This window comes from Vibrio sp. B1FIG11, from assembly GCF_905175335.1.
GTDB lineage: Bacteria > Pseudomonadota > Gammaproteobacteria > Enterobacterales > Vibrionaceae > Vibrio > Vibrio campbellii.
Genome location: NZ_HG992751.1, coordinates 3,450,174 through 3,474,377, shown reverse-complemented (window position 1 = coordinate 3,474,377; position 24,204 = coordinate 3,450,174). Strand labels below are relative to the sequence as shown.

Here is a 24,204-nt window from a genome sequence, read left to right as displayed (position 1 = left end):
AAAAAACAGCAGGTCGAAACCTGCTGTTTTTGCTTTTGGATCATGGCAACCCAATTGAATTAGAATAATCGGTTCAAACCGTTCAGTGCCGCTACGCGATACGCTTCTGCCATCGTCGGATAGTTAAAGGTGGTATTGACGAAGTATTCAATCGTATTGGCTTCACCTTTTTGTTCCATGATGGCCTGACCGATGTGGATGATTTCCGCCGCGCGCTCACCAAAGCAATGAATACCAAGAATCTCTTTGGTTTCACGATGGAATAGGATTTTCAAACTGCCGATGTCTTTACCTGCAATCTGTGCTCGAGCGAGATGCTTGAACGAAGAGCGTCCCACTTCGTAAGGCACTTTCGCCGCAGTCAGTTCTTGCTCGGTTTTACCTACTGAGCTGATTTCTGGAATGGTGTAGATACCCGTTGGGATGTCATCAATCAGATTACCGTCAGCTTGTCCTTTAGTGATGGCTTGTGCCACGAAACGACCTTGGTCATACGCTGCACTCGCTAGGCTAGGGTAGCCAATCACATCACCGACGGCGTAGATGTGTTCCACCTCTGTACGGTAGTTACCATCCACTTTGAGCTGTCCGCGCGAATCACCTTCAAGTCCAACCGCAGGTAAGTTGAGTTTGTCTGTGTTACCCGTTCGACCGTTGGCATACAGTAGGCAGTCGGCTTTCATCTTCTTGCCAGATTGAAGATGCACGATAACACCATCTTCTGTGCCTTCGATTTTCTCGAACGTTTCATCGTTACGAATTACCACGCCACTGTTCCAGAAGTGGTAAGACAATGCATCTGAGACTTCGTTATCTAGGAAGGAGAGCAGACGGTCGCGAGTGTTAATCAAGTCGGTCTTCACACCTAGACCACGGAAGATTGATGCGTATTCACAACCAATTACACCCGCACCGTAAATGATGATGTGGCGAGGGTCGTGTTTCAGGCTCAAGATAGAGTCACTGTCGTAGATGCGTTCATGCAAGAAGTCGACATCATTTGGTTGATATGGACGAGAGCCCGTGGCGATAACAAACTTATCCGCTGAGTACACTTCTTCCGTCCCATCACTTTGCATCACCGCGATGGAGTAGTTATCGATAAAGCGCGCAGTACCAAACAACAGTGTGCATGAATTGCGGTCATAAAAGCCCTGACGAAGTCGAGTTTGCTTATCAATGACCGATTTCGCATGACCTAAAATGTCAGAAAATGTTGCATGAAGGCTGGTGTTATTACGACAGAATAGAGGGTTGCTATTGAATTCGATGATACGGCTAACCGCGTGACGCAATGCTTTGGATGGTATGGTTCCCCAGTGCGTACAACCGCCACCAACACTGCTTTCCTTCTCTACGATAGCGACATTCAGTCCGGCTTTGGTCAATCCCATTGCCGCCCCTTCACCGCCCGGGCCACTACCAATTACGATCACGTCATAGTGATTAGCATGCGCCATGATGTCTTCCTTGTTATATTTGCTTAACATTGCTGTAGCGGGATTTTAACTCATTTACTCTATTGGGAACATGTCATGCCTGCTAGAGAGTGGAAGTGATCACGCAGAATCGCCCAAAAGAACTAATTGGCATGCTGCATGTCTACTATTTGAAGCGAGAATATTGCAATTGGATGCATGGCAATAGTAACGTGCTCGCCGCTTACCGGTAGATAACGTCGCTTTATACGTGGGGGCGATATGCGTTATATTGAAGCTCTCGTACCCAATAGAAAAAGAGCAAGTTAAAGAATGAAATCGATGGGAATCCGCGCGCAGCAAAAAGAAAAAACACGTCGATCGTTGATCGATGCGGCATTTAATCAACTCAGTGCGGATCGCAGCTTTTCCAATCTCAGCTTGCGTGAGGTTGCCCGAGAGGCAGGGATTGCACCAACTTCTTTTTACCGTCACTTCAAAGACATGGATGAGCTGGGCTTAACCATGGTGGATGAAGGCGGTTTATTGTTACGCCAACTGATGCGCCAAGCGCGTCAGCGTATTGTTAAAGAAGGCAGTGTGATTCGAACTTCAGTTGAAACCTTCATGGAATTCATTGAAAGTAGTCCTAACGTTTTCCGCTTATTGTTGCGTGAGCGCTCTGGCACTTCTTCTGAATTTCGTACTGCCGTCGCTCGAGAAATTCAGCATTTTGCGGCAGAATTAACTGAGTACTTAATGAGCACGGGCATGACCAAAGAAGAGGCGTTTACTCAAGCTGAGGCGTCGGTCACTTTGGTGTTTAGCTCCGGTGCAGAAGCTTTAGATTTAGATCGACGTGAGCGCGATGAACTCGCCGAGCGATTGATCATGCAATTGCGAATGATAGCCAAAGGGGCCTATTGGTATCGCAAAGAACGTGAACGTAACCGATTAAAAGGCGGAATAGAATAATGTCGAATGGAAATAAATCTGAAAAGAAAACGCTGATTTTGGCACTGGTTGCAGGTATGTGTGGTGATGCTTTGTTGTCATGGTTGACCATGAGCGAAGTGTCTTTTTCCATCTTCCCTCTGATTGCACTCGTGCTAGCTGTACAGGCGCTTTACCAAGAATATCTTAACAACCCAGTATCAGAAGATATCCCACTTGTTGGTCTGGCGTGTTTCTTCGTGGGTGCATTTGGTCACTCTGCGTTTATCAAAGCGCAATACCCAGAAGCAGGCTCTAACTTCTTCGCAATTCTGGTTTCAATGATTCTCCTAGCGTGGATCGGTAAGAAACTGGGTTTCATGGAAAAGAAGACCACCGCTGAATAAGCAAAACGAATCCAACAAAAAAGCGAGCCATTGAGCTCGCTTTTTTTATGCCTGAGGCTGGTGGATTACGCTTTACGTTCCAACAGTACACCTGCTTCCATGTGGTGTGTGTAAGGGAACTGGTCAAACAGAGCAAAACGCGTCACATTGTGGGTTTCACATAGAATGTCCAAGTTCTCTTTCAGAGTATCTGGGTTACAAGAGATGTACATGATGCGCTCGTAACCTTGCACCATTTTACAAGTGTCGACATCCATACCAGAGCGTGGTGGATCGACAAAAATCGTATTGCAGTTGTAGCTCTTCAGATCCACGCCTGCATCTTGTAGACGACGGAATTCACGCTTACCTTCGATTGCTTGAGTAAATTCTTCTGCTGATAGACGTAGGATTTGTACGTTGTCAATCTCGTTCGCTGCAATGTTGTATTGCGCAGAAACCACAGATGGCTTCGCTAGTTCTGTTGCAAGTACGCGATCAAAGTTTTGAGCCAACGCCAGAGAGAAGTTACCGTTACCACAGTAAAGCTCTAGTAGGTCACCCGTACTTTCTTGAGTACAGTCAACCGCCCATTCCAACATCTTCTCTGCGACTTTGCCGTTTGGCTGAGTAAAGCTGTTTTCAACTTGTTGGTAGATGTAGCTCTGGCCATTTACGTCTAGCTTCTCGATCACGTAGTCGCGGTCTAAGACAATCTTCATCTTACGAGCACGACCAATGATGTTTAGGTTGAAGCCTTCATCATTCAAACGCTGCTTAAGGGCTTTCGCGTTTTCAATCCACTCTTCATCAAGCTGGCGATGGTAAAGCAGTGAAACCAGAATCTCTCCGCTGAGCGTTGATAGGAAGTCCACTTGGAAAAGTTTACGACGTAGCGATTCGTTGTCTTTCATCGCTTCAACCAATAGTGGCATCAGGTCGTTGATCAGACGGCTTGCTGCTGGGAATTGGTCAACGCGGTATTTCTCACGAGTTTCTTGGTTGAACATGATGTAGTAAAGGTCTTCACCTTCATGCCAAACACGGAACTCAGCACGCATGCGGTAGTGCTGCTCTGGTGATTCAAACACTTCCAGTTCTGGCACGTTGTATGGCGCGAACATATCGTTCAGACGTTCGACTTTTTCAGCCAGTTGTTCTTGGTAGCGTTGTGGGTTTACATCAAGAGTAGCCATGATCTTACCTTTTATGGTGCATTCAATTTAAGAGCGCAGATTTTATTCAATCTCAATAGGATGTCCAGTTTTGTACCCTAATTGATTTAAAGATAGTGTGTTCTGTGTCAGTTGATACACCAATGAACCAAATCGTTACAATTGTCAGGGGTAATATTGGCTGGACAAATAATCAATAGCTTAATAGTATTTGCCCCAAGCTGGTGCTATCTAGCAATCTAGATGGCTGAAATGGGAATCTGGTGGAAATCCAGAACTGACGCGCAGCGGTAAAAGAGAACGAACGCTCAACAAGACACTGCATTAGTTTATGTGGGAAGTCGAGCAAGTAGGTGATGTAATCTCGCTCTTAAGTCCGAATACCTGCCAGCAACTGAGCCACAGCACTGGACTGCTCAATATGAGTAGGGCTCGGTAGGAATTACGCGATTTAGGACAATACAATGAGAAAAACACTTCTTGCGATCACGTGTGCATCGCTGCTTTCACCTACCTTTTATTTACAGGCCCAAGAAGCCTCTGCAGACGAAACGGTTGTGGTTACCGCAAACCGATTCCAGCAAATTGATGGTGCGGTTCTCGCACAAACCGTTACGGTCACTAAAGAAGATATTGAGCGCCTGCAAGCAAACAGTCTGTTTGATGTGTTCCGTACACTACCGAGTGTTGAAGTTGCCCAGTACGGTGGACGTGGTCAATCCGCCTCTATTTATGTGCGAGGTGGTAGTTCATCCCAAGTTCTTGTTTTAGTCGATGGGGTTCGTATGCCTCGTGCGATTATGGGCGGCGTCGATTTTAATCAGTTTCCAATCAACTCTATAGAGCGTATCGACTACATTCGTGGTGCGCGTGCTTCTATTTATGGCTCAGAAGCGATTTCTGGTGTAATCAACATTATTACTCGTGCAGACATTGATAATGACGCGAGCCGTGTATCGGCAGGCTATGGGTCGGATAACCACAAGAAAGGGACGTTTGTTGTCTCTAAGCCGGTAGGTGACGGAAAACACTTTAAGGGCGTGCTCGGTTACGAGAAAACAGATGGTTTTAATGTGAAACCGTTGCCGGGTGTAAATGATGGCGATGAGCACGGCTTTGAAACGCTCAACCTGAAGTTAGGTTACCAACAAAACTTTTCTGACAACTTATCTGGTTATGTTGGGGTGAGTGCTTATAACAATGAGTACGACTACGACAACAGTAGCTATGGTAATCCTGCATGGGGCACGGTTGATAAGCACGAGAAGAAAACCGGTGAAGTAGAGTATGTAGGCGCCGATCTGTCGTTGGAATACAACAAAGACGTTTACTCATCTGAATTGAAACTGGCTTACGGCCAACAAGACAACTATGACCATAAATCAGGTCAAAGCAAATCAACCGGCGATCACGTTGCTATTGAGCAGTTCAATGCGATTTGGTTGAACTCGTACAGCGTAAACGAAGAGTTGAGCGTTGGTGGTGGTTTGGACTACCGCACAGAAAAGCTCGCTAAGGGCTACATTGCGCCAAGTGATTGGGGACCTTCCCAGAGTTACGATCCAGACAAGAACCCAAGAACCAACTTTGGTATAAGCGCCATTGCTCAATACGCTTATGACGTATGGACGTTAGAAGCAAGTGTACGTAATGACGACAACAATCAGTTTGGTAACAACACCACGTGGCAAACTGCGGCGGGTTGGAGTTTTTACGAAGGTTATGAGTTAACCCTGAGCCATGGTACTGCTTTCCGTGCGCCGAGCTTTGTTGATTTGTATTACCCAGGCTACGAAATGCCAAACCTAAAACCAGAAGAATCAGAAAATACCGAGCTGTCGCTATCTGGTGCTGTATCGATTGTTGATTGGACGGTGACGGGTTACTACAACCAAATTGAAAACATGTTGATTTGGGAAGGCTTTGGCATGCAAAACGTGGGTGAAGCCGAGATCAAGGGTGTCGAACTAGAAGTGAAACTCGATACAGATATCGTATCTCATGAGTTCTACCTAGATTATAAAGACCCTGTCGATAAGTCTGGTGCAGAAGATACCCAGCTAGCATACCGCTCTAAGCGTGGTGCTAAGTGGAACGCTTATGCGACGTTTGACCAATGGACGTTGGGCTCGCAGTACCTTTACCAAGGTGAACGCTTTAATGGCAACACAAGACTGCCTAGCTACAGCCTATGGAACTTTACGGCTTCTTACGCAGTAAACCAAAACTGGGATATCAACGCGAAGCTAAGCAACGCTTTTGATAAAGATTACGAGATGTACGTGGGCTACGCGACACCAGGGCGCCAGTACTTTGTTTCGGCAGACTACCGCTTCTAATCAAATCTAATAAGACCGCCACATCGGCGGTCTTTCTTATTGTGAGTCAGGTCCGAGTGGAAATAGGTAACGAGGAAAGTTAATGACAAAAGCAAAACGTGTCGTGGTCAGCTGGTCGAGTGGCAAAGACTCTACGCTAACGTTGGAGCGACTAAACGAGAATCCGCTTTATCAGGTGGTTGGCTTGTACACCACCTACGTTGATAAAGAAGTGCCTTTCCAAGCGACGCCATTAGAGGTTGTGCAAATGCAGGCAGACTTACTTGGTCTTCCACTCATTACTATTGAGCTGCCTGAAGTCTTCCCGAGTAACGACATTTATCAATCGATTATCGTTAATGCATTACAAAACAGTGGACTGAATGTAGAAGCGGTCGCGTTTGGCGATATGTTTTGTAATGGTATCGCCGATTATCGACGTAGCTATATTGAGCCTGCTGGTTGGGAGTGTGTCTTCCCTTTGCTAGGAGAAGAGAGCAGGGTGTTAGCAATTGAAATTGTCGAGCGTGGCATTCAAACCATGCTGGTAACGACCGATGGAGAAGTGTTGCAGTCGGAGTGGTGTGGACGTTGGTATGACAAAGCACTAATAGAGTCATTCCCCGGTCATATTGATCCCTGCGGAGAAAATGGAGAATTCCATACATTGGTGACATCAACCCCTTCATTTCAAGGACATATAGAATTGACTATGCTTGAAGTAGAAATAGGGGAGCGATTCAGTCATCAAAGATACCAAGCCAAAGCATTGCCAAAACAAATCTAACCAGTATGATCGCCGAGTCTCTAATTTGCAGGTAAGACTCGTGCGAGCATCAAGTAAGAAAAAAGTCCTAGTGTTTGATTCCGGTGTCGGAGGGTTATCGGTCTTCCAAGAAATCCACCGACTTCTGCCACATATGGATTACTTGTATCTGTTCGATAACGAAGCCTACCCGTATGGTGAGCTCGATCAAGATGTGTTGATTACTCGCGTTAATAAGCTGGTGGCAGCGTTGGTCGAAGAGCATCAAGCTGACATCGTGGTCATCGCTTGCAATACCGCAAGTACCATAGTGCTGCCTTCACTGCGTGCTAATCTATCTATCCCAGTTGTTGGTGTAGTTCCTGCGATAAAGCCGGCATCACTACTTGCTTCTCAAGGCGTTGGGCTAATTGCTACGCCAGCGACCGTGACTCGTCAATATACCCATGAACTGATTCGCGACTTTGCTCAAGGTAAACCTGTCGAGTTATTAGGCTCGACTCGACTAGTGGATATGGCAGAAGAAAAGCTGCGTGGTGAAAGTATTTCTCTTTCAGAGCTGGAAAGCATTCTTCTCCCACTGCGTAATAAAGTAGATGTCGCAGTACTGGGCTGTACTCACTTCCCTCTAATCAAAGAAGAAATACATCAAGCATTGGGTGGTGAAGTAACGTTAGTTGATTCGGGTGAAGCCATTGCGCGTCGTGTGAAAGCATTATTGCTTAATGACATGAAGCAAGAGAGTAGAGAAGAGGGGAGTAAGAAGATTTATGCCAGTGCACCTCCTTGGCAAGAAGATGCACTGAATACCTGTTTGGCGAACTTAGGCTTTAATCCTGTTCAGGTTTACCGCCTTCCGGGTGTTTAGGGTCGTTTGCAATACGCACTTTAAGCGTACGCTCCATATATTCCTTCTCATTAAGTTTAGCGATAGCAGGTTTTGCATCTGCCGCTGCCATCACTACGAAACCAAACCCTCTTCTTTTACCTGTACGCTTATCTTTCATTAAGCGTACCGCGTAAACCTGTCCGTACCCAGCAAACAAATCACGAACGTGACTCTCATTAGCCTTATAAGGAAGGTTGCCGACATACAGCGTTTTAGTTGAAGGATCGGAATCCGAAGATTGAAGAACAGGTGTTTTGCTAGAAAGTGAAAAAAGAAAAGCAGTAGCGATAACACCGATAACAAAGCTCAAGGCAGGTGGCACAGGTAACTGAGAGAAGATGATTCCCCCAATGACCGCCAACCCAGCACACAAAGTCAGATTTTTTTTAGACGTCATTTTGATTACTACATATAGATGATAAAGAGATTGTCTGCCTATTAACAAAATAGACACATGGATCTTACGTATATGGTTGGTGTTTTTCCAACCAATTGCTGTGATATGTCTCAAATGTGACGAAGAAATATGCAGATATAACGCATTTGATGGATTAGTGACCGCTTGGTAAGTTTTTTTCAAAAAAAGGGTTGCGCTCATTTCTGGATTCCCTATACTGCGCATCCACCGACACGGAGTGAGACGAAAGTCACACAGCGAGTCGGGAAGAGAGAAAAAAGAATTTGAAAAAAATGCTTGACTCTCTCACGGTGTGAAGTAAGATACGCACCCCTAACGACGAGCAACTAAGTTGCTGAAAATGTTAGAAAAGCTCTTTAAAAATAAGAACCTATCAATCTGTGTGGGCACTCGTTGATGATAATCCAATTAGAAGCTTCGGTTTCAAATTAGGTTTCAATGATACGAAGTGACCATTGAATCGAAAGATTCAGCACAGTCAATTCAAACATTACTTTATGTAATGTTCAGTATTCATTGAGCCGACAAAATCTTAAATTGAAGAGTTTGATCATGGCTCAGATTGAACGCTGGCGGCAGGCCTAACACATGCAAGTCGAGCGGAAACGAGTTATCTGAACCTTCGGGGAACGATAACGGCGTCGAGCGGCGGACGGGTGAGTAATGCCTAGGAAATTGCCCTGATGTGGGGGATAACCATTGGAAACGATGGCTAATACCGCATAATGCCTACGGGCCAAAGAGGGGGACCTTCGGGCCTCTCGCGTCAGGATATGCCTAGGTGGGATTAGCTAGTTGGTGAGGTAAGGGCTCACCAAGGCGACGATCCCTAGCTGGTCTGAGAGGATGATCAGCCACACTGGAACTGAGACACGGTCCAGACTCCTACGGGAGGCAGCAGTGGGGAATATTGCACAATGGGCGCAAGCCTGATGCAGCCATGCCGCGTGTGTGAAGAAGGCCTTCGGGTTGTAAAGCACTTTCAGTCGTGAGGAAGGTAGTGTAGTTAATAGCTGCATTATTTGACGTTAGCGACAGAAGAAGCACCGGCTAACTCCGTGCCAGCAGCCGCGGTAATACGGAGGGTGCGAGCGTTAATCGGAATTACTGGGCGTAAAGCGCATGCAGGTGGTTTGTTAAGTCAGATGTGAAAGCCCGGGGCTCAACCTCGGAATTGCATTTGAAACTGGCAGACTAGAGTACTGTAGAGGGGGGTAGAATTTCAGGTGTAGCGGTGAAATGCGTAGAGATCTGAAGGAATACCGGTGGCGAAGGCGGCCCCCTGGACAGATACTGACACTCAGATGCGAAAGCGTGGGGAGCAAACAGGATTAGATACCCTGGTAGTCCACGCCGTAAACGATGTCTACTTGGAGGTTGTGGCCTTGAGCCGTGGCTTTCGGAGCTAACGCGTTAAGTAGACCGCCTGGGGAGTACGGTCGCAAGATTAAAACTCAAATGAATTGACGGGGGCCCGCACAAGCGGTGGAGCATGTGGTTTAATTCGATGCAACGCGAAGAACCTTACCTACTCTTGACATCCAGAGAACTTTCCAGAGATGGATTGGTGCCTTCGGGAACTCTGAGACAGGTGCTGCATGGCTGTCGTCAGCTCGTGTTGTGAAATGTTGGGTTAAGTCCCGCAACGAGCGCAACCCTTATCCTTGTTTGCCAGCGAGTAATGTCGGGAACTCCAGGGAGACTGCCGGTGATAAACCGGAGGAAGGTGGGGACGACGTCAAGTCATCATGGCCCTTACGAGTAGGGCTACACACGTGCTACAATGGCGCATACAGAGGGCGGCCAACTTGCGAGAGTGAGCGAATCCCAAAAAGTGCGTCGTAGTCCGGATCGGAGTCTGCAACTCGACTCCGTGAAGTCGGAATCGCTAGTAATCGTGGATCAGAATGCCACGGTGAATACGTTCCCGGGCCTTGTACACACCGCCCGTCACACCATGGGAGTGGGCTGCAAAAGAAGTAGGTAGTTTAACCTTCGGGAGGACGCTTACCACTTTGTGGTTCATGACTGGGGTGAAGTCGTAACAAGGTAGCGCTAGGGGAACCTGGCGCTGGATCACCTCCTTATACGATGATTACTCACGATGAGTGTCCACACAGATTGATACGGTTTATAAAGTAAAGAGATAGAACATCTCCCAAGATGTTCAACTTAGTGTCCCGTTCGTCTAGAGGCCTAGGACACCGCCCTTTCACGGCGGTAACAGGGGTTCGACTCCCCTACGGGATACCATCTTTAAACATTCTCTCTTGAGAGTTTTTAAAAATGGTTACTTCATAAGAAGTGATTAGCTCTTTAACAATTTGGAAAGCTGACAAAACAAACTTTTAAGTTTGTTTGTAAAGTTCTCAATGTTTGTCTTTATGACAAACACCAATACAACACATTCAAGTGTTCTTGGAATTTGAGTCCGGCAAAATCGAGTCTGCATCATGTATAAAAATTGCAGACAACTTTGGTGATTTGATTATCAACTCGAAACTCCTTCGGGTTGTATGGTTAAGTGACTAAGCGTACACGGTGGATGCCTTGGCAGTCAGAGGCGATGAAGGACGTATTAACTTGCGATAAGCCCAGATTAGGTAGTAAAAACCATTTGAGTCTGGGATTTCCGAATGGGGAAACCCACTTACATAAGTAAGTATCGCTGCGTGAATACATAGCGTAGCGAGGCGAACCGGGGGAACTGAAACATCTAAGTACCCCGAGGAAAAGAAATCAACCGAGATTCCGAAAGTAGCGGCGAGCGAAATTGGACTAGCCCTTAAGCTTTTTATGCGTCAGGTGAAACTTCTGGAAAGTTGTGCGATACAGGGTGATAGCCCCGTAACCGGCAACGCATATTAAGTGAAATCGAGTAGGGCGGGACACGTGATATCCTGTCTGAATATGGGGGGACCATCCTCCAAGGCTAAATACTACTGACTGACCGATAGTGAACCAGTACCGTGAGGGAAAGGCGAAAAGAACCCCTGTGAGGGGAGTGAAATAGAACCTGAAACCGTGTACGTACAAGCAGTAGGAGCACCTTCGTGGTGTGACTGCGTACCTTTTGTATAATGGGTCAGCGACTTATATTCAGTGGCAAGGTTAACCATCTAGGGGAGCCGTAGGGAAACCGAGTCTTAACTGGGCGTTCAGTCTCTGGATATAGACCCGAAACCAGGTGATCTAGCCATGGGCAGGTTGAAGGTTGAGTAACATCAACTGGAGGACCGAACCGACTAATGTTGAAAAATTAGCGGATGACTTGTGGCTAGGGGTGAAAGGCCAATCAAACCTGGAGATAGCTGGTTCTCCCCGAAAGCTATTTAGGTAGCGCCTCGGACGAATACTACTGGGGGTAGAGCACTGTTAAGGCTAGGGGGTCATCCCGACTTACCAACCCTTTGCAAACTCCGAATACCAGTAAGTACTATCCGGGAGACACACGGCGGGTGCTAACGTCCGTCGTGGAGAGGGAAACAACCCAGACCGCCAGCTAAGGTCCCAAATTACTACTAAGTGGGAAACGATGTGGGAAGGCTCAGACAGCCAGGATGTTGGCTTAGAAGCAGCCATCATTTAAAGAAAGCGTAATAGCTCACTGGTCGAGTCGGCCTGCGCGGAAGATGTAACGGGGCTAAGTAGTAAACCGAAGCTGCGGCAATGCACTTTAGTGCATTGGGTAGGGGAGCGTTCTGTAAGCGGTTGAAGGTGTGTGGTAACGCATGCTGGACGTATCAGAAGTGCGAATGCTGACATGAGTAACGATAAAGGGGGTGAAAAACCTCCTCGCCGGAAGACCAAGGGTTCCTGTCCAACGTTAATCGGGGCAGGGTAAGTCGACCCCTAAGGCGAGGCCGAAAGGCGTAGTCGATGGGAAACGGGTTAATATTCCCGTACTTCTTACAATTGCGATGGGGGGACGGAGAAGGCTAGGTGGGCCTGGCGACGGTTGTCCAGGTTCAAGTGCGTAGGCTGAAGAGTTAGGTAAATCCGGCTCTTCTTAAGGCTGAGACACGACGTCGAGCTACTACGGTAGTGAAGTCATTGATGCCATGCTTCCAGGAAAAGCCTCTAAGCTTCAGATTGTAAGGAATCGTACCCCAAACCGACACAGGTGGTCGGGTAGAGAATACCAAGGCGCTTGAGAGAACTCGGGTGAAGGAACTAGGCAAAATGGTACCGTAACTTCGGGAGAAGGTACGCTCTCGACGGTGAAGTCCCTTGCGGATGGAGCTATTGAGAGTCGCAGATACCAGGTGGCTGCAACTGTTTATTAAAAACACAGCACTGTGCAAAATCGTAAGATGACGTATACGGTGTGACGCCTGCCCGGTGCCGGAAGGTTAATTGATGGGGTTAGACTTCGGTCGAAGCTCTTGATCGAAGCCCCGGTAAACGGCGGCCGTAACTATAACGGTCCTAAGGTAGCGAAATTCCTTGTCGGGTAAGTTCCGACCTGCACGAATGGCGTAATGATGGCCACGCTGTCTCCACCCGAGACTCAGTGAAATTGAAATCGCTGTGAAGATGCAGTGTACCCGCGGCTAGACGGAAAGACCCCGTGAACCTTTACTACAGCTTGGCACTGAACATTGACCCTACATGTGTAGGATAGGTGGGAGGCTTTGAAACTAGTACGCCAGTATTAGTGGAGCCGTCCTTGAAATACCACCCTTGTAGTGTTGATGTTCTAACGTTGACCCCTCATCGGGGTTGCGGACAGTGCCTGGTGGGTAGTTTGACTGGGGCGGTCTCCTCCCAAAGCGTAACGGAGGAGCACGAAGGTGGGCTAATCACGGTTGGACATCGTGAGGTTAGTGCAATGGCATAAGCCCGCTTGACTGCGAGAATGACAATTCGAGCAGGTGCGAAAGCAGGTCATAGTGATCCGGTGGTTCTGAATGGAAGGGCCATCGCTCAACGGATAAAAGGTACTCCGGGGATAACAGGCTGATACCGCCCAAGAGTTCATATCGACGGCGGTGTTTGGCACCTCGATGTCGGCTCATCACATCCTGGGGCTGAAGTCGGTCCCAAGGGTATGGCTGTTCGCCATTTAAAGTGGTACGCGAGCTGGGTTTAGAACGTCGTGAGACAGTTCGGTCCCTATCTGCCGTGGGCGTTGGAAGATTGAAGGGGGCTGCTCCTAGTACGAGAGGACCGGAGTGGACGAACCTCTGGTGTTCGGGTTGTGTCGCCAGACGCATTGCCCGGTAGCTAAGTTCGGAATCGATAACCGCTGAAAGCATCTAAGCGGGAAGCGAGCCCTGAGATGAGTCTTCCCTGATACTTTAAGTATCCTAAAGGGTTGTTCGAGACTAGAACGTTGATAGGCAGGGTGTGTAAGCGTTGTGAGGCGTTGAGCTAACCTGTACTAATTGCCCGTGAGGCTTAACCATACAACACCCAAGGGGTTTTGATGGACTCAAAGCAAGAACGAATTGAATGTGTAAGAACTGAAACAGCTTTCCGAATTAAAGAATTTGCTTGGCGACCATAGCGATTTGGACCCACCTGACTTCCATTCCGAACTCAGAAGTGAAACGAATTAGCGCCGATGGTAGTGTGGGGCTTCCCCATGTGAGAGTAGGACATCGCCAGGCTTTATTTCGCACTTGCTTATTTAATAAGCAAGTCACCATAAAGTTCTAAATTATTTTAGAGTTTTATGTTGACTTTCAAAGTGGAAAGCGTATTATACGCACCTCGCTTAAGTGCTAAGGCACTGAAAGCCAAGCTCTTTAACAATATAGACCTATCAATCTGTGTGGGCACTCGTTGATGATAATCCAATTAGAAGCTTCGGCTTCAAATTAGGTTTCAATGAAACGAAGTGACCATTGAATCGAAAGATTCAGCACAGTCAATTCAAACATTACTTTATGTAATGTTCAGTATTCATTGAGCCGAACAAAATCTTAAATTGAAGAGTTTGATCATGGCTCAGATTGAACGCTGGCGGCAGGCCTAACACATGCAAGTCGAGCGGAAACGAGTTGTCTGAACCTTCGGGGAACGATAACGGCGTCGAGCGGCGGACGGGTGAGTAATGCCTAGGAAATTGCCCTGATGTGGGGGATAACCATTGGAAACGATGGCTAATACCGCATAACGCCTACGGGCCAAAGAGGGGGACCTTCGGGCCTCTCGCGTCAGGATATGCCTAGGTGGGATTAGCTAGTTGGTGAGGTAAGGGCTCACCAAGGCGACGATCCCTAGCTGGTCTGAGAGGATGATCAGCCACACTGGAACTGAGACACGGTCCAGACTCCTACGGGAGGCAGCAGTGGGGAATATTGCACAATGGGCGCAAGCCTGATGCAGCCATGCCGCGTGTGTGAAGAAGGCCTTCGGGTTGTAAAGCACTTTCAGTCGTGAGGAAGGTAGTGTAGTTAATAGCTGCATTATTTGACGTTAGCGACAGAAGAAGCACCGGCTAACTCCGTGCCAGCAGCCGCGGTAATACGGAGGGTGCGAGCGTTAATCGGAATTACTGGGCGTAAAGCGCATGCAGGTGGTTTGTTAAGTCAGATGTGAAAGCCCGGGGCTCAACCTCGGAATTGCATTTGAAACTGGCAGACTAGAGTACTGTAGAGGGGGGTAGAATTTCAGGTGTAGCGGTGAAATGCGTAGAGATCTGAAGGAATACCGGTGGCGAAGGCGGCCCCCTGGACAGATACTGACACTCAGATGCGAAAGCGTGGGGAGCAAACAGGATTAGATACCCTGGTAGTCCACGCCGTAAACGATGTCTACTTGGAGGTTGTGGCCTTGAGCCGTGGCTTTCGGAGCTAACGCGTTAAGTAGACCGCCTGGGGAGTACGGTCGCAAGATTAAAACTCAAATGAATTGACGGGGGCCCGCACAAGCGGTGGAGCATGTGGTTTAATTCGATGCAACGCGAAGAACCTTACCTACTCTTGACATCCAGAGAACTTTCCAGAGATGGATTGGTGCCTTCGGGAACTCTGAGACAGGTGCTGCATGGCTGTCGTCAGCTCGTGTTGTGAAATGTTGGGTTAAGTCCCGCAACGAGCGCAACCCTTATCCTTGTTTGCCAGCGAGTAATGTCGGGAACTCCAGGGAGACTGCCGGTGATAAACCGGAGGAAGGTGGGGACGACGTCAAGTCATCATGGCCCTTACGAGTAGGGCTACACACGTGCTACAATGGCGCATACAGAGGGCGGCCAACTTGCGAGAGTGAGCGAATCCCAAAAAGTGCGTCGTAGTCCGGATCGGAGTCTGCAACTCGACTCCGTGAAGTCGGAATCGCTAGTAATCGTGGATCAGAATGCCACGGTGAATACGTTCCCGGGCCTTGTACACACCGCCCGTCACACCATGGGAGTGGGCTGCAAAAGAAGTAGGTAGTTTAACCTTCGGGAGGACGCTTACCACTTTGTGGTTCATGACTGGGGTGAAGTCGTAACAAGGTAGCGCTAGGGGAACCTGGCGCTGGATCACCTCCTTATACGATGATTACTCACGATGAGTGTCCACACAGATTGATACGGTTTATAAAGTAAAGAGATAGAACATCTCCCAAGATGTTCAACTTAGTGTCCCGTTCGTCTAGAGGCCTAGGACACCGCCCTTTCACGGCGGTAACAGGGGTTCGACTCCCCTACGGGATACCATTGGGTCGTTAGCTCAGTTGGTAGAGCAGTTGACTTTTAATCAATTGGTCGCAGGTTCGAATCCTGCACGACCCACCATTCTTCTCCACGAAGAATTAAAACTTATGTGGGCGATTAGCTCAGTTGGGAGAGCACCTGCCTTACAAGCAGGGGGTCACTGGTTCGAGCCCGGTATCGCCCACCATTCTCTAAGTATTTTTGGATAGGAATTCCAAACCACTTCAGTAAAACGTACGTGGTTAGAATCTTCGTCTCTGAAAGTCTTTAGAAAATGTACTTCCTTGTGAAGAAACATAGCTCTTTAACAATTTGGAAAGCTGACAAAACAAACTTTTAAGTTTGTTTGTAAAGTTCTCAAAGTATTCTTAATTGAATACTCCAAACAACACATTCAAGTGTTCTTGGGTTTTGCGAAAGCAAAACATATTTGAGTCCGGCAAAATCGAAAGCTATCTCGCTCATTCAAATAATGAGATAGCAACTTTGGTTGTTTAACTTCAATTCGAAACTCCTTCGGGTTGTATGGTTAAGTGACTAAGCGTACACGGTGGATGCCTTGGCAGTCAGAGGCGATGAAGGACGTATTAACTTGCGATAAGCCCAGATTAGGTAGTAAAAACCATTTGAGTCTGGGATTTCCGAATGGGGAAACCCACTAGCATAAGCTAGTATCGTTGCGTGAATACATAGCGCAGCGAGGCGAACCGGGGGAACTGAAACATCTAAGTACCCCGAGGAAAAGAAATCAACCGAGATTCCGAAAGTAGCGGCGAGCGAAATTGGACTAGCCCTTAAGCTTTTTATGCGTCAGGTGAAACTTCTGGAAAGTTGTGCGATACAGGGTGATAGCCCCGTAACCGGCAACGCATTTAAAGTGAAATCGAGTAGGGCGGGACACGTGATATCCTGTCTGAATATGGGGGGACCATCCTCCAAGGCTAAATACTACTGACTGACCGATAGTGAACCAGTACCGTGAGGGAAAGGCGAAAAGAACCCCTGTGAGGGGAGTGAAATAGAACCTGAAACCGTGTACGTACAAGCAGTAGGAGCACCTTCGTGGTGTGACTGCGTACCTTTTGTATAATGGGTCAGCGACTTATATTCAGTGGCAAGGTTAACCATCTAGGGGAGCCGTAGGGAAACCGAGTCTTAACTGGGCGTTCAGTCTCTGGATATAGACCCGAAACCAGGTGATCTAGCCATGGGCAGGTTGAAGGTTGAGTAACATCAACTGGAGGACCGAACCGACTAATGTTGAAAAATTAGCGGATGACTTGTGGCTAGGGGTGAAAGGCCAATCAAACCTGGAGATAGCTGGTTCTCCCCGAAAGCTATTTAGGTAGCGCCTCGGACGAATACTACTGGGGGTAGAGCACTGTTAAGGCTAGGGGGTCATCCCGACTTACCAACCCTTTGCAAACTCCGAATACCAGTAAGTACTATCCGGGAGACACACGGCGGGTGCTAACGTCCGTCGTGGAGAGGGAAACAACCCAGACCGCCAGCTAAGGTCCCAAATTACTACTAAGTGGGAAACGATGTGGGAAGGCTCAGACAGCCAGGATGTTGGCTTAGAAGCAGCCATCATTTAAAGAAAGCGTAATAGCTCACTGGTCGAGTCGGCCTGCGCGGAAGATGTAACGGGGCTAAGTAGTAAACCGAAGCTGCGGCAATGCACTTTAGTGCATTGGGTAGGGGAGCGTTCTGTAAGCGGTTGAAGGTGTGTGGTAACGCATGCTGGACGTATCAGAAGTGCGAATGCTGACATGAGTAACGATAAAGGGGGTGAAAAACCTCCTCGCCGGAAGACCAAGGGTTCCTGTCCAACGTTAATCGGGGCAGGGTAAGTCGACCCCTAAGGCGAGGCCGAAAGGCGTAGTCGATGGGAAACGGGTTAATATTCCCGTACTTCTTACAATTGCGATGGGGGGACGGAGAAGGCTAGGTGGGCCTGGCGACGGTTGTCCAGGTTCAAGTGCGTAGGCTGAAGAGTTAGGTAAATCCGGCTCTTCTTAAGGCTGAGACACGACGTCGAGCTACTACGGTAGTGAAGTCATTGATGCCATGCTTCCAGGAAAAGCCTCTAAGCTTCAGATTGTAAGGAATCGTACCCCAAACCGACACAGGTGGTCGGGTAGAGAATACCAAGGCGCTTGAGAGAACTCGGGTGAAGGAACTAGGCAAAATGGTACCGTAACTTCGGGAGAAGGTACGCTCTCGACGGTGAAGTCCCTTGCGGATGGAGCTATTGAGAGTCGCAGATACCAGGTGGCTGCAACTGTTTATTAAAAACACAGCACTGTGCAAAATCGTAAGATGACGTATACGGTGTGACGCCTGCCCGGTGCCGGAAGGTTAATTGATGGGGTTAGACTTCGGTCGAAGCTCTTGATCGAAGCCCCGGTAAACGGCGGCCGTAACTATAACGGTCCTAAGGTAGCGAAATTCCTTGTCGGGTAAGTTCCGACCTGCACGAATGGCGTAATGATGGCCACGCTGTCTCCACCCGAGACTCAGTGAAATTGAAATCGCTGTGAAGATGCAGTGTACCCGCGGCTAGACGGAAAGACCCCGTGAACCTTTACTACAGCTTGGCACTGAACATTGACCCTACATGTGTAGGATAGGTGGGAGGCTTTGAAACTAGTACGCCAGTATTAGTGGAGCCGTCCTTGAAATACCACCCTTGTAGTGTTGATGTTCTAACGTTGACCCCTCATCGGGGTTGCGGACAGTGCCTGGTGGGTAGTTTGACTGGGGCGGTCTCCTCCCAAAGCGTAACGGAGGAGCACGAAGGTGGGCTAATCACGGTTGGACATCGTGAGGTTAGTGCAATGGCATAAGCCCGCTTGACTGCGAGAATGACAATTCGAGCAGGTGCGAAAGCAGGTCATAGTGATCCGGTGGTTCTGAATGGAAGGGCCATCGCTCAACGGATAAAAGGTACTCCGGGGATAACAGGCTGATACCGCCCAAGAGTTCATATCGACGGCGGTGTTTGGCACCTCGATGTCGGCTCATCACATCCTGGGGCTGAAGTCGGTCCCAAGGGTATGGCTGTTCGCCATTTAAAGTGGTACGCGAGCTGGGTTTAGAACGTCGTGAGACAGTTCGGTCCCTATCTGCCGTGGGCGTTGGAAGATTGAAGGGGGCTGCTCCTAGTACGAGAGGACCGGAGTGGACGAACCTCTGGTGTTCGGGTTGTGTCGCCAGACGCATTGCCCGGTAGCTAAGTTCGGAATCGATAACCGCTGAAAGCATCTAAGCGGGAAGCGAGCCCTGAGATGAGTCTTCCCTGATACTTTAAGTATCCTAAAGGGTTGTTCGAGACTAGAACGTTGATAGGCAGGGTGTGTAAGCGTTGTGAGGCGTTGAGCTAACCTGTACTAATTGCCCGTGAGGCTTAACCATACAACACCCAAGGGGTTTTGATGGACTCAAAGCAAGAACAGAATTGAATGTGTAAGAACTGAAACAGCTTTCCGAATTAAAGAATTTGCTTGGCGACCATAGCGATTTGGACCCACCTGACTTCCATTCCGAACTCAGAAGTGAAACGAATTAGCGCCGATGGTAGTGTGGGGTTTCCCCATGTGAGAGTAGGACATCGCCAGGCTTTAAATTTAGACTTAAATGTCTAACCAGTGCGGAGCGGTAGTTCAGTTGGTTAGAATACCGGCCTGTCACGCCGGGGGTCGCGGGTTCGAGTCCCGTCCGCTCCGCCACTTATTTCAAAGACCTCGCTTTTGCGAGGTTTTTTTGAATCTACAATGTGATAAACTGTAGTTTCTACAGGGGTGTAGCTCCAATTGGCAGAGCAGCGGATTCCAAATCCGCGTGTTGGGAGTTCGAATCTCTCCACCCCTGCCATATTCAAGGCTCTAGTCGAAAGACTAGAGCCTTTTTCGTATATGAAGAAAAGAATACCAGTCTAGTTGAAAGTGCATCTGATTCCCCTAAACCCAAAATAGCGCATGCTGGAAATGTGAATCCCAAGGGGAAAGGGTTTTGTTCATACCCTAATATTCACCCCTTCGAGGTGAAGTGTCGATTCAGGGGAGACACTGAAAGCCTTCTTATTTACTCGATCTAGCTATTTCCCTCTAAAGTAACCCAACGTTATTGCCTTATGAGTCATTAGAGGGGGTGTCATAGGGGGAGTTTGTTTATTCGGAGCTTATAGACCTTGTTGTTCTCTGCGAGTTTTAGTTGCCCTTACCTCCCAAGCTACCAGTAATAAAAAAGCCCAGTACTTTCATACTGGGCTTCGTTATGACTTTAGCTAGACTTCTTAAAGAATACGTTTAAGTACCCCATCAGCTTTGATTCGAGTGATCTTGCGAACTAACTTCTGAACACTTACCGGGTAGTCTTCTACTTTTTCTAGCTGCTTATAGGTGCAAATAAGCTGAGTATGTTCAAGAATGTTTGCTACTTCTTGTTCAAACTTATCTGTCATCTTGGCGTAGTTATCTTGTACCAATAGACCATTTTCTAGATCCAGTGACCATGCACGAGGGTTCAAGTTATTACCAGTCATCAGCATGTAGCGCTTATCTACCCAAATGCCTTTTAGATGGAAACTGTTGTTATCGTGCTTCCAAAGGTGAATAGATAGCTTACGAGCAGCAATGCTAGCTTCATTTGCTTTTGACGAACGACGTATTGAGTTCGTATAGATATGGTAAGCCACCAATAGTCTTAAACTCTTCTTCAGGGGAGATGTAGAAGTCGTTAGCAGTTTTGTCACCAACCACTATTGTTACTTTTACACCACGTTTCATTGCACGTTTAACTTCACGATTAATTGCTTTCGGGAAGTTAAAGTAAGGAGTGCAGATAAAGATTTCGTTCTGAGCAGCAGCAAGTAGCTTAACGATTTGTTGATTGAGTAAATTACGACGCTTACCTAAACCGACTAATGGCGTCACCTTCACTTCTTCTTCGCTAGCAATTTCTGGTTCAAACTCATAGTTTGCACGTGCAAGTGAAGAGCGAAGTTGGCGAATGTCAGCTTTGATTTCTTTGGTTTCAGGCTTATCTTTGCCGGCTAAGTCGTTGACTGCAGGATGAGCGACCATTTCGTCTTGAATGAACCTCACCATAGAGTCTGCTAACGTTTTATGCTGAATGACATGGTAGCGGTCGAAACGGTAACGATCGTTGTACTGAAGGTATACGTTGTTCAGGCTTGCACCACTGTAGATCACGGTGTCATCTACGATAAAACCTTTAAGGTGCAGCACACCAAACACTTCTCTACCACGCACTGGAATACCGTAGACAGGAATAGAATGTTGATATTTCTTTGCGAAGGCTTTGTACAGTGCAGCATTACCTTCTGACGACTCTGCGCCAATGAGACCACGTTGCGCTCGGTGCCAATCTACACAGATATTGATGTCCAATCCAGGATTGCGCTGCTTCGCTTCATAGAGCGCTGTGAAAATTTCACGGCCAGCTTCATCATCTTCCAGATATAGAGCGACTAGGTAAATTCGCGACGTTGCTTTGCTGATCGCTTCAAGAAGACGAGTTCTGAAAGTATCTGCTGCATGCAGAACTTCAAAGTCTTCAGGCTTAACTGCGAGACTTGGCAACTGTTCGAATGGGTTCCTACTTACTATCATACCGGTGTGAGTACCTTAATTAAGTGCAATATTGCGAACCTGACATTTTACCAAAGATATGATTTCTCTGGCTACAAAACCACACCCTTTGAGGTGTGAGAAGTAATGAATTGCATTGGAATGAGATCTTTACCACTCTCTACATAACGCAAATAAGCCATTTTTAATGAATTGGGAAGCTCTGTGCTCTCGATGGTTTTGAATCCATGTTGTGCGTAATAGTTTTCTAAATGGCTAAAAGCAAAGCAATAGTCGCCATCATTGAAAACTTTGCTTGTGCAATGTTCAAGCAGCGCCCCTCCCACACCTGTCCCCCTATATTCCGGCACAACGAGCATACCGGTTAGTAGCCGTGACTTCTCTACCGTCTTCATTCTTAACAAAGCGACGATACTGTTGTCGATACTGGCTGTAATGATTAGCTCGTCTCGTTTTGCCCGTCCAGCGGGATAATGGGCTTTATACAACCTCTTAATAAGAGGAAGTTTGATTGGATTTAACACTTCTATGATTAATGAGCTAGGTATTGTCACTGCGGCTAAAAGATAACTAATGTAGAATGTTCACAGTTTAAGAGAATCTCATCAGGCGTTGCAAATCCACTATGGAAATTAAGAAACACGCGAGCCTTAAGGCTTTCCACACATTTGGTATCGAACAAACCTGTGCGTACCTGGCGATTGTTGAGTCAGTAGAGGACGTAAGACAACTTTTCCAAGACCAAGCTTATAAAGACATACCCAAGCTCTTTCTGGGGAAGGGCAGCAACATGCTGTTTACTCAGCCTTATGAAGGTATGGTGATCATCAACCGTTTAATGGGTAAAACGGTCACTGAAACCGACGAGCATTACTTACTACACATTGAAGGTGGGGAAGATTGGCCGAGTTTGGTTGCGTGGAGTGTTGAGCAGGGCATGGGGGGGGATGGAGAATCTCGCTCTTATTCCTGGATGTGTGGGTTCTGCTCCTATCCAAAACATCGGAGCTTATGGCTTAGAGTTACAGAGCATTTGTGAGTACGTGGACATTCTTGACCTTCACAGCTTTGAAACAAGGCGAATGACCGCTAACGAGTGCCAGTTTGGTTATCGTGATTCTATCTTCAAGCACGAACTGTATGAAAAGTGCTTTATCACAGCGGTGGGTCTGAAATTGCCGAAGCAGTGGAAGGCGATCAATCAATATGGCCCTTTGCAGAGTATTCCAGAGGATGAGTTAACTCCTCTCGCTATCTTTGAACGCGTTTGCCAAGTGCGTATGGAAAAGCTGCCTGATCCAGCGAAAGTCGGCAATGCAGGCAGTTTCTTCAAAAACCCTGTGATCAGCCAAGATCATTATGATCGCCTAATTCAGCAGCACAGCAATATGGTGGCTTACCCAGCACAAGGCGGAATGAAGGTCGCAGCGGGATGGTTAATAGACCAATGTGGCCTTAAGGGTATATCGGTCAATGGTGCTCAAGTGAATCCACTGCAAGCTTTGGTGTTGACTAATGTTGATAACTGCAGTGCTGATGATGTGGTCGACTTAGCGTCTTTGGTGAAAAAGACCGTTTGGGATAAATACCAGATTGAACTTGAACACGAAGTTCGTTTTATGAATAACAAAGGTGAAACCAATCTAGCTGAGATTGAGGCTAAACAATGAGAAAGGAACACTCTGTAAAGCTGCATATCCTCAAGTCCCTTAGCGATGGGGGTTTTCATTCCGGAGAAGGCTTGGGGCAAGAACTTGGGATTTCTCGAGCTGCGATTGCTAAGCACATTAAAGGGCTTAATGACTGGGGCGTTGATATATACCGTATCCAAGGACGTGGCTATCAGTTAGCACAACCTTTGCAGTTACTCGACGAAGAGAGACTTCAAGCTCAACTGGATACTCCTCTCGAGCTTATTTCCGTGATCGACTCTACTAACCAATATCTACTCGATCGAGTCAATGATTCTGTGAAAGGGCGAGTCTGCTTAGCAGAATATCAGGCGAAGGGGCGAGGGCGACGTGGTCGTCAATGGATATCGCCTTTTGGTACAAACTTATACTTATCCATGTACTGGCGCTTGGATGCTGGTATGGCAGCGGCTATGGGGTTGAGTTTAGTTGTTGGCATTGCCGCTGTGGAAGCTATCGAAGAGTTGGGTATTCAAGGCGTTAAACTTAAATGGCCGAATGATATCTACTACCAGGATAAAAAGCTCGCGGGTATCTTAGTGGAAATGTCTGGGCAAGCAGGCGGTGCAGCGCATTTAGTCATTGGTATGGGGCTTAATATTGGTATGCCAGACTTGCAGCCGGACATTGATCAGCCTTGGACAACTTTGAATCAAGTTAGTGATGGTTTTAGCATCGACCGAAATGACCTAGCGCTCAAGTTCATCAAACATTGGAAGATGGCATTAGAAGAATACGAAATGACGGGATTGGCCGGTTTTGTTGAACGTTGGAATCGTTTAGATAATTTTATTGGTCGCCCAGTGAAGTTACTAATGGGCCCAAGAGAAGTGCATGGCGTAGTGAAAGGCATTGACCAACAAGGCGGTGTTGTTCTAGAAACCGAGAATGGATTGGAGACCTACATTGGTGGTGAGATCTCCTTAAGAAAAACGGAATAGAGCGATCAA

Annotated in this window: 10 protein-coding genes, 6 tRNA genes, 6 rRNA genes, 2 pseudogenes and 1 riboswitch; of the genes and pseudogenes, 19 read left to right on the top strand and 5 right to left on the bottom strand. The window is 47.5% G+C overall.

The window, feature by feature from the left end:
• Nucleotides 1-59: 59 nt before the first annotated feature.
• A complete protein-coding gene (gene sthA / locus KHO06_RS16115) occupies nucleotides 60-1,490 on the bottom strand; it encodes a Si-specific NAD(P)(+) transhydrogenase (RefSeq protein WP_012126563.1) in 1,431 nt (476 codons plus the stop codon).
• A 261-nt stretch (nucleotides 1,491-1,751) separates the two neighbouring features.
• Between sthA and fabR the strand changes: the two genes are divergently transcribed.
• Complete coding sequence (fabR, locus tag KHO06_RS16110) at nucleotides 1,752-2,393, top strand: HTH-type transcriptional repressor FabR (RefSeq protein ID WP_005430912.1); 642 nt, start codon at nucleotides 1,752-1,754, stop codon at nucleotides 2,391-2,393.
• Nucleotides 2,393-2,758 carry a YijD family membrane protein gene (locus KHO06_RS16105; protein ID WP_005430908.1) on the top strand — a complete coding sequence of 122 codons (366 nt, stop codon included), beginning with the start codon at nucleotides 2,393-2,395 and terminating at the stop codon, nucleotides 2,756-2,758. Before fabR ends, KHO06_RS16105 begins: the two co-directional genes overlap by 1 nt.
• A gap of 65 nt (nucleotides 2,759-2,823) precedes the next feature.
• On the opposite strand, the gene trmA is transcribed toward KHO06_RS16105, so the two are convergent.
• Nucleotides 2,824-3,933 carry a tRNA (uridine(54)-C5)-methyltransferase TrmA gene (gene trmA, locus KHO06_RS16100; RefSeq protein WP_005430906.1) on the bottom strand — a complete coding sequence of 370 codons (1,110 nt, stop codon included), beginning with the start codon at nucleotides 3,931-3,933 and terminating at the stop codon, nucleotides 2,824-2,826.
• Nucleotides 3,934-4,117: 184 nt separating this feature from the next.
• Nucleotides 4,118-4,319, top strand: a riboswitch (cobalamin riboswitch).
• 57 nt (nucleotides 4,320-4,376) lie between these two features.
• Here trmA and KHO06_RS16095 point away from each other — a divergent pair.
• The 3 genes from KHO06_RS16095 (at nucleotide 4,377) to murI (ending at nucleotide 7,864) form a co-directional block, all read left to right on the top strand.
• Nucleotides 4,377-6,251, top strand: a complete 1,875-nt coding sequence (locus KHO06_RS16095; protein ID WP_212581866.1) for a TonB-dependent receptor — start codon at nucleotides 4,377-4,379, stop codon at nucleotides 6,249-6,251.
• Between the two features lie 82 nt (nucleotides 6,252-6,333).
• A complete protein-coding gene (locus KHO06_RS16090; protein ID WP_212581865.1) occupies nucleotides 6,334-7,017 on the top strand; it encodes an adenine nucleotide alpha hydrolase in 684 nt (227 codons plus the stop codon).
• 40 nt (nucleotides 7,018-7,057) lie between these two features.
• The gene (gene murI / locus KHO06_RS16085; RefSeq protein ID WP_045381901.1) at nucleotides 7,058-7,864 is read left to right on the top strand and encodes a glutamate racemase; all 807 of its coding nucleotides are present in this window, start codon (nucleotides 7,058-7,060) and stop codon (nucleotides 7,862-7,864) included.
• Here the strand turns inward: murI and KHO06_RS16080 are convergent.
• Nucleotides 7,827-8,282 (bottom strand): RNA-binding protein, encoded by a 456-nt coding sequence (locus KHO06_RS16080; protein WP_212582484.1) that lies wholly within the window; start codon nucleotides 8,280-8,282, stop codon nucleotides 7,827-7,829. The two genes, murI and KHO06_RS16080, sit on opposite strands and share 38 nt — an antisense overlap.
• Before the next feature lie 555 nt (nucleotides 8,283-8,837).
• On the opposite strand from KHO06_RS16080, the gene KHO06_RS16075 reads away from it, so the two are divergent.
• The 12 genes from KHO06_RS16075 (at nucleotide 8,838) to KHO06_RS16020 (ending at nucleotide 19,824) form a co-directional block, all read left to right on the top strand.
• A 16S ribosomal RNA gene (locus KHO06_RS16075) occupies nucleotides 8,838-10,390 on the top strand.
• Between the two features lie 90 nt (nucleotides 10,391-10,480).
• A tRNA-Glu gene (locus tag KHO06_RS16070) sits at nucleotides 10,481-10,556 on the top strand.
• A 265-nt stretch (nucleotides 10,557-10,821) separates the two neighbouring features.
• Nucleotides 10,822-13,711, top strand: a 23S ribosomal RNA gene (locus KHO06_RS16065).
• A gap of 87 nt (nucleotides 13,712-13,798) precedes the next feature.
• Nucleotides 13,799-13,915, top strand: a 5S ribosomal RNA gene (gene rrf, locus KHO06_RS16060).
• A gap of 317 nt (nucleotides 13,916-14,232) precedes the next feature.
• Nucleotides 14,233-15,785, top strand: a 16S ribosomal RNA gene (locus KHO06_RS16055).
• Between the two features lie 90 nt (nucleotides 15,786-15,875).
• Nucleotides 15,876-15,951: transfer RNA gene (locus KHO06_RS16050), tRNA-Glu, on the top strand.
• A 2-nt stretch (nucleotides 15,952-15,953) separates the two neighbouring features.
• Nucleotides 15,954-16,029 (top strand) — tRNA-Lys (locus KHO06_RS16045).
• 30 nt (nucleotides 16,030-16,059) lie between these two features.
• Nucleotides 16,060-16,135 (top strand) — tRNA-Val (locus KHO06_RS16040).
• 340 nt (nucleotides 16,136-16,475) lie between these two features.
• Nucleotides 16,476-19,365: ribosomal RNA gene (locus KHO06_RS16035) — 23S ribosomal RNA — on the top strand.
• Nucleotides 19,366-19,453: 88 nt separating this feature from the next.
• Nucleotides 19,454-19,570, top strand: a 5S ribosomal RNA gene (gene rrf / locus KHO06_RS16030).
• The 16S, 23S and 5S rRNA genes sit together here with 6 tRNA genes alongside, the layout of an rRNA operon.
• 32 nt (nucleotides 19,571-19,602) lie before the next feature.
• A tRNA-Asp gene (locus KHO06_RS16025) sits at nucleotides 19,603-19,679 on the top strand.
• A gap of 68 nt (nucleotides 19,680-19,747) precedes the next feature.
• Nucleotides 19,748-19,824 (top strand) — tRNA-Trp (locus tag KHO06_RS16020).
• Between the two features lie 421 nt (nucleotides 19,825-20,245).
• Here the strand turns inward: KHO06_RS16020 and pssA are convergent.
• Together pssA and KHO06_RS16010 are read right to left on the bottom strand one after the other, a co-directional pair.
• Nucleotides 20,246-21,584 (bottom strand): annotated as a pseudogene (gene pssA / locus KHO06_RS16015) (CDP-diacylglycerol--serine O-phosphatidyltransferase).
• A gap of 71 nt (nucleotides 21,585-21,655) precedes the next feature.
• Nucleotides 21,656-22,087 carry a GNAT family N-acetyltransferase gene (locus tag KHO06_RS16010; protein WP_012126554.1) on the bottom strand — a complete coding sequence of 144 codons (432 nt, stop codon included), beginning with the start codon at nucleotides 22,085-22,087 and terminating at the stop codon, nucleotides 21,656-21,658.
• 101 nt (nucleotides 22,088-22,188) lie between these two features.
• Here KHO06_RS16010 and murB point away from each other — a divergent pair.
• Nucleotides 22,189-23,233, top strand: a pseudogene (murB, locus tag KHO06_RS16005) (UDP-N-acetylmuramate dehydrogenase).
• Nucleotides 23,230-24,195 carry a bifunctional biotin--[acetyl-CoA-carboxylase] ligase/biotin operon repressor BirA gene (gene birA / locus KHO06_RS16000; RefSeq protein WP_045372896.1) on the top strand — a complete coding sequence of 322 codons (966 nt, stop codon included), beginning with the start codon at nucleotides 23,230-23,232 and terminating at the stop codon, nucleotides 24,193-24,195. The pseudogene murB and the gene birA overlap by 4 nt, the downstream one beginning before the upstream one ends.
• The last annotated feature ends 9 nt before the right edge of the window (nucleotides 24,196-24,204 follow it).